Genomic DNA, 9,847 nt, shown 5'->3' on the forward strand with positions numbered 1-9,847 from the left:
AATTGAGCGATCTTTTTGATGCTTCGCAAGGCACTGCGCAAGCTCTGGTACCAAAATGCATTGAACATCAATGCCCAAGTTAAAGAGAAGTCGAAAAATAGTCATGGACACCATACAAAAAAATAGTCTCCGAAACCATCTGCAGCTTTGCCGAAATTCAACCGAACTTGGTGCTCTTCTCAGCACGCAAAAAATTCATCACCTAAAGCTAGGGCAATTTTTGCTGAATGAACAGTTACTCAGCACCGAAACGTTGCACGCCGCGCTGAATTTGCAGAAGGTTTCTCCCAACAAAAAACTCGGTGAAGTTTTAATTGATATGCACGCCATATCGAAGGAAAACCTGAGCCGCTATGTTCTGGAGGCGCTAGATCTTCCGAGGGCCGTACTGGAAGACTTTGACTTCGACACCAAAATCACTTCATTAGTGCCAGCTGCGCTTGCGCGCAACTTGAAGGTCATGCCACTCATGCTTCACGACGACACGCTGATTCTGGCTACCGTCGGCTTGCAAAATATGCAGTCGTTAGAACTGCTGCGCTTCACAGTTGAGCATCCGGTTCAATTTGTAATCTCTTCGCCAAAAGAGATTGATCAAGCGATTGAGGCCAACTACAAAGAATTTCAGAGGGTACAGGAGTTTGATATTCCCACACCAGAACTCATTGACGAGCAGCGCATCTGGCGTGATGCGGAGCAGATGGCAAAGCAGCCGCCACTGGTACAACTGGTCAACTCAATTATTCTTGATGCAATCAACCAGCGTGCCTCGGATATTCATATTCGTCCAAGTGAGAAGTCGTTTGAGCTGCTCTACCGCATTGATGGCAGCCTGCTCTCAATACGCGAGTTCAGTAATACGTTATTGCCTGCCATGGTCAGCCGCATCAAGATACTGTCACGTTTAAATATTGCGGAGCACAGGCTGGCACAAGACGGTCGTATTCGCATAAAGGACACTTTGCAGTCTGTAGATTTACGTATTTCAATCATTCCAGTGCAATACGGCGAGAGTATTGTGATTCGTATTTTGAATAAGAATCAGGGACTACGCTCAATTGATGAAATAGGCTTCAAACAAAGCGATAAAGAGCGGTTTATCGACTTGATCAAGCGCAGTTACGGCATTATTTTGGTCACAGGACCTACCGGATCAGGTAAATCAACTACCTTGTATGCGACGCTTCAAGAGGTTGAAAAGGACAACGTTAACGTGATCACGGTGGAAGACCCAATCGAATACGAGTTGTCCAACACGCGTCAAATTCAGATCAATACAGCGATCAATTTTGGTTTCCCGCAAGCCTTAAGGCACATCCTGAGGCATGACCCCGATGTCATTATGATTGGCGAAATGCGCGATGTGGAGACTTGCAAGATAGCGGTGGAAAGCGCCTTGACCGGTCATCTGGTTTTTAGCACTTTGCATACCAATGATGCCTCCAGCACGCTAGTGCGGTTGATGGAGATCGGCATCGCACCGTACTTGACTCGCTCTGCCGTCATCGGCGTGCTGGCGCAGCGGCTGGTGCGCCGCAATTGCCCCGATTGCCTGGGAGAAGAAACCGTTTCTGTCTTGATGCGAAAAAACCTTTCACTCGATGAAAATGAAAAGTTTTATCGCGGCACAGGATGCAAAAGCTGCCGCCAGACTGGATTCAAGGGCCGGCTGGCAATTTATGAATTGCTGACCATGGATGACGAATTGCGTGCACAAATCGGTGCGGGCGTTGCCAGTGATGTCTACCGCAAGCTAGCATTGAAAAATGGCATGGTCAGCTTGCCAGCCAATGGTGTGGAACAGGCGCGGGCTGGATTGGTATCGATTGCCGAAGTCTACAGAGCCTGCATGTAAAGCGGGAACGGCGAAATTGATTAAACGCATTGCTTGAGCTTGCCGGCCAAATCGATCCTCCGGATCCACTTGCAAACTGGCGCCAACCGCAGTAGATTCAAGCATCACTTCCCATTCACAGGCGGAACCAATATGAAAACCATCGAGGCGTATTTCAGATCGGCAATCAAGGCAAATGCGTCAGACGTACACCTGGTTTCGGGCCAGTCGGCCGCGATACGCGTGGACGGACAATTGCGACTGATGGAGGGAGACTCGCTCACTGCCAATGAATTGCAAGAGGCAATCTTTGCGATGCTCACGCCGCAGCAGAAAAAGCGATACACAGAATCTCTTGAGTTGGACATCAGCCACAGCGTCGACAATGTGCGGTTTCGGATCAACCTTCATCAGCAGTCAGGAGCCATCGGACTTGCCGCCCGGTTGATTCCAAAAAATATTCCTTCCCCTCAAGATTTGCGTCTTGAACCGCAAATCACTGAATTGACGAAGCTTCTTGACGGCCTTGTTCTGGTCGTTGGACCGACAGGCCATGGCAAGTCCACAACCATTGCGTCTCTCCTGGAGGAAATCAACAAGACCAGGGCAGCACACATCATTACCATTGAAGACCCGGTGGAGTTCGTCTTTGATGCAAAACAATCCCTCATTGAGCAGCGTGAGATTGGCGTGGACACGCATTCATTTGCGCAGGCGCTGAAACATGCGCTTCGGCAAGACCCAAATGTGATTCTGGTGGGGGAAATGCGTGATCCGGAAACCATCGCCATGGCCTTGACGGCTGCCGAAACAGGGCATTTGGTCTTTTCCACAATGCACACCCCCAGCGCTGCCGAGGCCGTGGAACGCATTGTCGATGTGTTTGAGGGTGCCCGGCAAAAGCAGGTGCTGGAGCAGTTAGCAGCAGTGCTACGGGTTGTGGTGACCCAACAACTGCTCCCTAAGTTGGGCGGTGGCAGGGTGGCTGCCTACGAGATTCTGGTCAACACTTCGGCGGTGTCGAATCTGATCAGGGAAAACAATATTCCCCAAATCCGCAACGCCATCACGACCGGTTCGCAGCACGGCATGCTGACGATGGACCATTCCATCAAGGCACTTTTCGATAAAGGCTTGATCGATGCGACCATTGCCATGAATCGCGTCGCGCGTCAGCGAAAAGTCTGAAACGGCACCCGCCATATCCTGTGATCTTTCCCTAAATGGCCGTTGTCCAGGTCTGACGGTTGAACAGTCGCTCGGCCAGCCGTTTGACATTGGCCGTTTTCCGCAAACGCAGCAGGTACGCCGGTTGTGCTTCTCGCAGATTTCGATGATGTCCTCTCGCGTCCGCTGGTGTGCTGCGGTTTCGTTGTCATTCCAAGGTCAGTCCAAACTTGTTTGCCTTGCTGGTGGCAGAGCGGAAGAGAGCAAATTAATCGACAGCGGCTGGACCGGAATCACAAGCTGGCGAAAAGGTGTAACAATTTGTCGAAATTGATGCGTCCCTTTTCAGGAGTGTTTTATGAAGCCCAGATTGAGCCATGTTGTGACGGTTGCGCTGTGCGGTGCCGCGCTGTTTGTGTTGCCCTCTGCGGCATGGGCCGAGCCAGCCGGTATGGTCAAGACTGCCAGGGGCACGGCCAGCATTGAGCGCAACGGGCAAAAAATGCCGGTAGTGGTGGGTGCGTTGGTAGAGAGCGGCGACCGCATCGTGACGGCTGCCGATGGTGCGGTGGGTATTACCCTGCGCGACAACACCTTGCTGTCGGCCGGGCCCAATGCAACGCTCGACCTGAAGAAATTTGCCTTTAATTCAACCACCCATGCCGGCGTGCTCGACGCCTCTCTCAAGCGTGGCACGCTGTCGGTTATCTCGGGCAAGATTGCCAAGGCCAATCCCGACGGCATGGTGATCTCAACACCCAGCACCACGCTGGGCGTGCGCGGGACCGAATTCCTGGTCGAAGCCGGTCCCACACAGGAGTAAGCCATGCTGCCGTCTAGTCAATTCATTTTTGGTGGCCTGATGGCGCTTGGGGGCGGACTTGCCTTGGCCGCCGACGCGCCCGGCTATGTGCTCGACAGCCGCGGCGAGCCCTTGCGCTCAGCTGCCGGGGGCTGCATTCGCACCGGGAACTGGTCGGCCCAGAGCCTGCATGCAGCGTGTGACGCCTTGCCTGACCGCATCGTGTTGCTGCCCGGCCCGGATGGCAAGCTGGGCGCGGTGGTGGTGCGCAGCGCAGCGGGTGAAGTCCGGCTCGACTCGGCCTATGCCGCCGCTCAAGTCACGCAGGCGGGCGCCATTGCGCAAGGCCGTGAAGACGCGGCAACGGTGGCCGGGCGTTTTGGCGCGGTGCTGGCGGCTCAACCGCCGCGCCCGGTTTCTTTCACGGTGTACTTTGCCACCGGCTCGGCGACCGAACTGGCGCCCGAATCCTTGGCGGTGATGGACGGGCTTAGGGCCGAGCTGGCACAGCGCCCGGCACCAGAAATCATGGTGATCGGCCATACCGACCGGGTTGGCAATGAGGATGCCAACGACACCCTGTCGGCCAGCCGCGCCCAGACCGTCAAGGACATGCTGGTGGCGTCTGGCGCCAAGGCCATCAGCCTGGATGTCATAGGCCGCGGTGAGCGCGAGCCGCTGGTGGCTACCGCCGATGGTGTTGCCGAGCCGAGAAATCGGCGCGTTGAAATCAGTGTGCGCTGAGCATCATGAAAATTCGCTTTTGGGGCACGCGCGGGTCCATCGCGGTGTCGCTGACGACCCAGGACATCCGCCAAAAACTGCTGGCCACGCTGCAGGCCGCCAATGGCAGGGCATTTGCCGATCAGGCTGAAATGGAGGCCTTTATTGCCAACCTGGGTTTTGACACCTCGGGCACCTTTGGCGGTCACACCAGTTGCGTGCAACTGATCACCGACCAGCCCGAGCACATCATCCTCGACCTTGGCAGCGGCGTGCGTGCGCTGGGACAGCACATATTCGCCTTGCACGGCCCGGCAACGCCGCAGACCTACCACGTCTTTTTGTCGCACCTGCACTGGGACCACATCATGGGCCTGCCGTTTTTCATGCCGGCCTACACCCCCGGCAACCGCATCATTGTTCACTCCGGCCATGCCAACGCCGAGGCGGCGCTGCGGCGCCAGCAGGATGCGCCGTCGTTTCCGGTGGACTTCGGCCATATGGGCGCGAATTTCGAGTTTGTTGTTCACACCCCCGGGGTGGCGCAAACCGTGGCCGGCATGACGGTTGACCTCATGAAACAGCGCCACAGCGGGGACTCCTACGGCTGGCGTTTTGACCACCAGGGCGCGCGCGTTGTTTACACCACCGACTCGGAGCACCATGTGGACGATGTTGCCGAACGCCAGGCTTGCGTCGCGTTTTTTAAGAATGCCGATGCGGTCATTTTCGATGCCATGTACTCGCTTGCCGAAGCGGTTTCGGTCAAGGCTGACTGGGGTCATTCCTCCAACATTGTTGGCGTCGAGATGTGCCTGGAAGCCCGCGCCAAGCGGCTTTTTCTGTACCACCATGAGCCTGCGCAAAGCGACAGCCAAATTGCGCAAATCCTGCAGGAGTCGCGGCGTTATGAAGAAATCATGCGCGAGGGCCAGCCGCTGGAAGTGCTTGCCGCCTGGGACGGTCTGGAGGTGACGGTTTAGGCCCGCGCGGCGGGCGTCCAGCGAATCAACAGCAGGGTCATGTCGTCGGAGGCTTCGGCGGCGCCGACGTGCTGGCCGACGTCCATCCGGATGTGTTCGACCAGCGCTTGCGCGGGCAGGGCAGAGCCGCCGTGCAGGGCTTTTTGCAGGCGCGCACCGCCATAAATCTCGTTGCCGGCGTTCATCGCCTCGGTGATGCCGTCGGTGTACATCACCAGCACATCGCCGGGCGACATTTGGGCCTGCTGGGCGCGGTACGGAAAGTCGTCCACCATGCAGATCGGTGGCCCGCCGGCGTCCGGTGGACTGTCCAGGTGCGCCATGCTGCCGTCGGCGTGGATCAGCCACGGGCTGTCGTGGCCGGCATTTACCAGGGTGAGCAAACCCGTGTCCAGATCGAGCACACCGAGCAGCATGGTGACAAAAAGCGCCTCGGGGTTGATGCTGGCGAGCTCGGTGTTGGCCAGTTCGGCCACCACCGCCGGGCCGGCGCCAACGTGTTTGGCAATGCTGCGTGTGAGCGTCTGTGTGACCGCCATGAACAGGCTGGCCGGCAGGCCCTTGCCCGACACGTCGCCAATCGCAAAGCCCAGGCGGTGCTGGTCGATCATGAAAAAGTCGTACAGGTCGCCGCCCACGTCTTTGGCCGGAACCAGCAGAGTGGCCAGGTCGAGCCGGTTTTCACGGGCCAGCAGCAACTCGGCTTTGGGCAGCGCGCCCAGTTGAATGCGCCAGGCGGCAGAGCGCTCGCCGGCAGCCAGCGCCGCTTCTTCGCGCAGGCGCTGCTGCTCGCGCGCCATCTGCGCGTTGTGCTGGCTGATGGCGATCATGGCGCTGAGCACCAGACTGCCCATGACCACCGACAGGGTGATCACCGCACTGGCGGCATCAAAAAGCTGCGCGCCATGCACAAAGGCGGCATCACCGGCGGCGAGAACAACGACGATGAGCCCCAGCGCCAGCCCGATCGCCTTGAGCGGCAACGTTTGCCGCGTGGCATCCTGAGGCGCATGCGCGCGCGGCATCTGCCATACCAGCAGCGCGCCGATCATGCCCACCAGCAGCGTCTCAAGCCATTTCATCCACCACGGACGCAGCAGCATGCGCCCGTCAAACAGCGCCTCGATTGACTGCGCCTGGATGTCGATGCCCGGCACCCGCTCGCCCCGCGCAGTGATGCGCTGGTCTGACAGGCCCTGGCCGGTGAGCCCGATCAGCACCAGCTTGCCCGCCAGCAGGTCGGGGTCGGCCTTGCCGGCCAGGACCGCAGCGGCTGACACATAGCGTGCCACCCCCGCGCCGGCCTTGGCAAAGTGCAGCCAGATCTCGCCATTGGACTGGGTTGGCACCGTCAGGTCGGCCACTGTGACGCTGCTGACGCCGCGCGCATCCATGGCCACCTGGATGGCGGGCGCGCCTGTGGCCACGCGCAGCATTTCCAGCGCCAGACCCGGCACCAGCTGGCCATTGACGGCCATCACCAAGGGCATGTGGCGCACCACGCCTTGCTGCAGTTCCACGCTCAGCAGGGCTTGACCGCTGGCAGCGGCCTGCAACTCGGGCAGGCTGGCCAGCACCCAGGGGTAGTTGCGCACATGCCGCAGTGGGTCCACGCCGCCGCTCACGGTCAGCGGCAGCGTGCGTAAACCGGCGCTGGAGCTGAGCGTCTGGACGTCAAAACCAGCGGCACCCAGCACCGTGGGCGCGGCGCGCAGGGCGGCGGCCAGTTGCGCCTCATGGCTGGGCAAACTGCGCAGGGCCGCAGCCAGCTCGGTGTTGCCGGGCGGCAGGTTGTCGGCCACCCTGGCCGGCGAGGTCTGGTCTGCTTCGGGCATGTAGATGTCAAGCCCGATGGCGGCTGGCTGGTGCGCGGCGATGGTGTTGATCAGCTCGGCGGTGCGGTTGCGCGGCCAGGGCCATTGGCCGATTCGGGCCAGGCTGGTCTCGTCAATGGCAACAATCGTCACCGGCGCGCTTTTGGGCTGGCGGGGGTGGAGCTTCTGGTAGCCGTCAAACAGGGTCTGGCGCCCGGCGCGAAAAGGGCTGCCCACGACATCAACCACCTGTTGCAGCGCGCCGGGCTGTTGGTGCTGCGCCCGCCCTGCTTCCGACAGCAGGTTGACCAGCAGCAGCACGCCCAGAACAAGCAGCGCCAGCGGTCGGCCACGGCCCAGCAAAAAGAGGCGCTGAATCAGGTCGAGCGCGGTCTTGATCATGCGGTGGCGAGGTGGTCAGCCAATGGGCAGCGCCGGTTCAGCCCAGGCTGGCGACCGCCGTGGCGACATCCGGATGGACTGTAAACACCAGGTTGAAGCGGCTGATCTGGAACACCTCGGCCACCATCGGCGTGAGCGCGGCAATGGCAATTTTTCCTTGCTGCGCCTTGACTTGCCTGGCCGCCAGCATCAGCACCCGCAGGCCGACGCTGCTGATGTAGTCGACCCCCGAGAAATCCAGCAGCAGCGGAGCGGCCCCGGCCTTGACTGCTTCCAGTAAGGGCGCCAGCAGGTGCTGGAACTGCGCAGCCGTCGTCTGGTCGATGCGCCCGCTCACCGAAGCGACTCTGACAGCGCCGTGCATGTGTTCAACAAGTTCCATCTAAAACTCCAAAAAAGGGGGTGGCGCAAGCCTGCCGGGGCTCACCAACTGGTCATCAAGGGCCGTCCATGCGCTGGAGCGCCAGGCGGATGCGGGCAATGGTGTCTTCCATGCGCGCCCGGGTTGACACCTCCAGCCCCAGCTTGCGTGCAATGTCGTTGACCAGCGCCGCGTTCAGCGGCAGACCGCCCGCGTCAATGGCGGCGATAAGGTCTTGGGCGCGCTGCTCGGTTGTCAGCGCCCGGCGACGGGACAGGAGTTTCTTGAGCCAGTTCACGGGTTTGCCATGCTTGAGGAAAGTGCAACAGCATGAAATATAGTGCCTTGATGGCCGGAAAAATCTGGCGTGTCAGTTTTCTTTATTTTCGCCAGTCGTTCAAGAACGGAGTTTGCAGTGAATGAATCCACGCGCCTGAATGGCTTGCCGCCGCTGGTGACGGACCACACCCGGATGCTGGTATTGGGCAGCTTTCCCAGCGTTGCGTCGCTGGCGCGCCAGCAGTATTACGCCCATCCGCAAAATGCCTTCTGGCGGCTGCTGCAGGCGCTCTGGCCAGCCAGCCCGATGCCAGGCGCCGATCAGTACCCGCAGCGCGTCGCCTGGATGCTGGACAAGGGCCTGGGTCTGTGGGATGTGTATGCGTCCTGCCAACGCGCCGGCAGTCTGGACACCGCCATCCGCCAGCCGCAAGTCAATGATCTGGCCGACCTGCTGCGCCGCTGCCCCGAACTGCGGCTGATTGCGCACAACGGTGGCGAGAGCTTTCGGCACGCGCGGGTTACGCGTGCGCTGGGTCGGCCGGTTTACCGCCTGCCTTCGACCAGCCCGGCCAATGCCAGTTGGACTTTTGAGCGAAAGCTGGCAGCCTGGCGCGAAGTGGTGCGCATTGCCGGCTTGTTGTGAACCGGATTCTTCATCGCGCCACGCGGGTGAAGCCCTGCAGGCACGAGCGCAGCATCAGCGCCGGTAGCCACGGTGATGACCAGCATAGCCACCACCCCAATAGCCATAGCCAAAATTCAGGCTGATGGGCGGGTAGTACAGGCGCGGGGCATAGACCGGGTAAGCCGGCTGGGTCAGCACGATCGTGGTTGGCCGCTGCACATACACAGCTTGCGGATAGGCTTCTGTGGTCATGGGGGGCGCCGCTTGCTGGATGGCACCCACCGGGGCGATTTGTAACTGAACCGTGGGGCCAGGGTCGTTGGGCATTTGCACGGCATACTGCTTGCCGGCATATTCATAGACCACGTTGTAGGCGACGGTGCGATTTTCAAAAAAGGTTTGTGTGTTGCAGCGCTGGACGTTTTGCAGTTGAGGCGCCGACTGGCCCTCGATGTTGTCGCCCACGATGGCGCCGCCAAAGGCGCCGATCGCGGTGGCTGCCGCATTGCCGGCGCCACCGCCCACGGCATGGCCAATCACCCCGCCGGCGATGGCCCCGAACAAGGCACCCGCACCAGACTTTGGCTGCTGCACGACGACCTGCTCTGTGGTACACACCTGCCGCGGCTGACTCACCTGTTGAACGATGGGTGTGGAAGAGATGACCTGGCCAACTTCCTGGGCCTGGCTCAAGCCGCAGGCGAGCACTGCGGTCGACAAAAGAAGTGGTTTCTTCATGATGCTCCTCTGTAAACGATGGTCCGGCAACGCGTTGGCGTGGTTGGAGTTCCGGAACTTTTGGAAGTTCAGTCCTTCCACGGTGGCTAGACGGATATTACCCCTTGCCACCGGGC

General features: G+C 59.7%; 10 protein-coding genes. 6 read left to right on the forward strand and 4 right to left on the reverse strand.

The genetic code is table 11. The features are described 5' to 3' along the window. Window positions 1-103 precede the first annotated feature (103 nt). The 5 genes from GPS82_RS05405 to GPS82_RS05425 all read left to right on the forward strand — a co-directional run bounded on the left by GPS82_RS05405 (window position 104) and on the right by GPS82_RS05425 (window position 5,509). A complete protein-coding gene (locus GPS82_RS05405) occupies window positions 104-1,855 on the forward strand; it encodes a GspE/PulE family protein (protein WP_296491880.1) in 1,752 nt (583 codons plus the stop codon). Window positions 1,856-1,987: 132 nt separating this feature from the next. Continuing rightward, window positions 1,988-3,022, forward strand: coding sequence for a PilT/PilU family type 4a pilus ATPase (locus tag GPS82_RS05410; RefSeq protein ID WP_296491882.1), 1,035 nt, complete (start codon window positions 1,988-1,990; stop codon window positions 3,020-3,022). Window positions 3,023-3,359: 337 nt separating this feature from the next. Further along, complete coding sequence (locus GPS82_RS05415; protein ID WP_296491887.1) at window positions 3,360-3,824, forward strand: FecR domain-containing protein; 465 nt, start codon at window positions 3,360-3,362, stop codon at window positions 3,822-3,824. A 3-nt stretch (window positions 3,825-3,827) separates the two neighbouring features. Then, entirely contained in the window at window positions 3,828-4,547 is a 720-nt protein-coding gene (locus GPS82_RS05420) for an OmpA family protein (protein ID WP_296491890.1), read from the forward strand. 5 nt (window positions 4,548-4,552) lie between these two features. After that, window positions 4,553-5,509, forward strand: coding sequence for an MBL fold metallo-hydrolase (locus GPS82_RS05425; protein ID WP_296491893.1), 957 nt, complete (start codon window positions 4,553-4,555; stop codon window positions 5,507-5,509). Here the strand turns inward: GPS82_RS05425 and GPS82_RS05430 are convergent. Genes GPS82_RS05430 through GPS82_RS05440 form a run of 3 tightly spaced genes read right to left on the reverse strand, consistent with a single transcriptional unit; the run spans window position 5,506 to window position 8,384 of the window. Then, on the reverse strand, window positions 5,506-7,725 hold the full coding sequence (locus GPS82_RS05430; protein ID WP_296491895.1) for a SpoIIE family protein phosphatase: 2,220 nt from the start codon (window positions 7,723-7,725) through the stop codon (window positions 5,506-5,508). The genes GPS82_RS05425 and GPS82_RS05430 overlap by 4 nt on opposite strands. A 37-nt stretch (window positions 7,726-7,762) precedes the next feature. Continuing rightward, a complete protein-coding gene (locus GPS82_RS05435) occupies window positions 7,763-8,107 on the reverse strand; it encodes an STAS domain-containing protein (RefSeq protein WP_296491897.1) in 345 nt (114 codons plus the stop codon). A 55-nt stretch (window positions 8,108-8,162) separates the two neighbouring features. Beyond that, entirely contained in the window at window positions 8,163-8,384 is a 222-nt protein-coding gene (locus tag GPS82_RS05440; RefSeq protein ID WP_296491900.1) for a hypothetical protein, read from the reverse strand. Between the two features lie 117 nt (window positions 8,385-8,501). Between GPS82_RS05440 and GPS82_RS05445 the strand changes: the two genes are divergently transcribed. Next, window positions 8,502-9,011 (forward strand): DNA-deoxyinosine glycosylase, encoded by a 510-nt coding sequence (locus tag GPS82_RS05445; protein ID WP_296491901.1) that lies wholly within the window; start codon window positions 8,502-8,504, stop codon window positions 9,009-9,011. Window positions 9,012-9,065: 54 nt separating this feature from the next. On the opposite strand, the gene GPS82_RS05450 is transcribed toward GPS82_RS05445, so the two are convergent. Next, complete coding sequence (locus tag GPS82_RS05450) at window positions 9,066-9,731, reverse strand: glycine zipper 2TM domain-containing protein (protein WP_296491903.1); 666 nt, start codon at window positions 9,729-9,731, stop codon at window positions 9,066-9,068. Window positions 9,732-9,847: the final 116 nt, after the last annotated feature.

This window comes from Rhodoferax sp. (assembly GCF_011391645.1).
In the GTDB taxonomy this organism is placed as follows: domain Bacteria; phylum Pseudomonadota; class Gammaproteobacteria; order Burkholderiales; family Burkholderiaceae_C; genus Rhodoferax.

Excerpts from the sequence above, each read along its gene's own strand:
- GPS82_RS05405 (WP_296491880.1), top strand. The coding sequence starts at position 104 with ATGGACACCATACAAAAAAATAGTCTCCGAAACCATCTGCAGCTTTGC.
- GPS82_RS05410 (WP_296491882.1), top strand. The coding sequence starts at position 1,988 with ATGAAAACCATCGAGGCGTATTTCAGATCGGCAATCAAGGCAAATGCG.
- GPS82_RS05415 (WP_296491887.1), top strand. The coding sequence starts at position 3,360 with ATGAAGCCCAGATTGAGCCATGTTGTGACGGTTGCGCTGTGCGGTGCC.
- GPS82_RS05420 (WP_296491890.1), top strand. The coding sequence starts at position 3,828 with ATGCTGCCGTCTAGTCAATTCATTTTTGGTGGCCTGATGGCGCTTGGG.
- GPS82_RS05425 (WP_296491893.1), top strand. The coding sequence starts at position 4,553 with ATGAAAATTCGCTTTTGGGGCACGCGCGGGTCCATCGCGGTGTCGCTG.
- GPS82_RS05430 (WP_296491895.1), bottom strand. The coding sequence starts at position 7,725 with ATGATCAAGACCGCGCTCGACCTGATTCAGCGCCTCTTTTTGCTGGGC.
- GPS82_RS05435 (WP_296491897.1), bottom strand. The coding sequence starts at position 8,107 with ATGGAACTTGTTGAACACATGCACGGCGCTGTCAGAGTCGCTTCGGTG.
- GPS82_RS05450 (WP_296491903.1), bottom strand. The coding sequence starts at position 9,731 with ATGAAGAAACCACTTCTTTTGTCGACCGCAGTGCTCGCCTGCGGCTTG.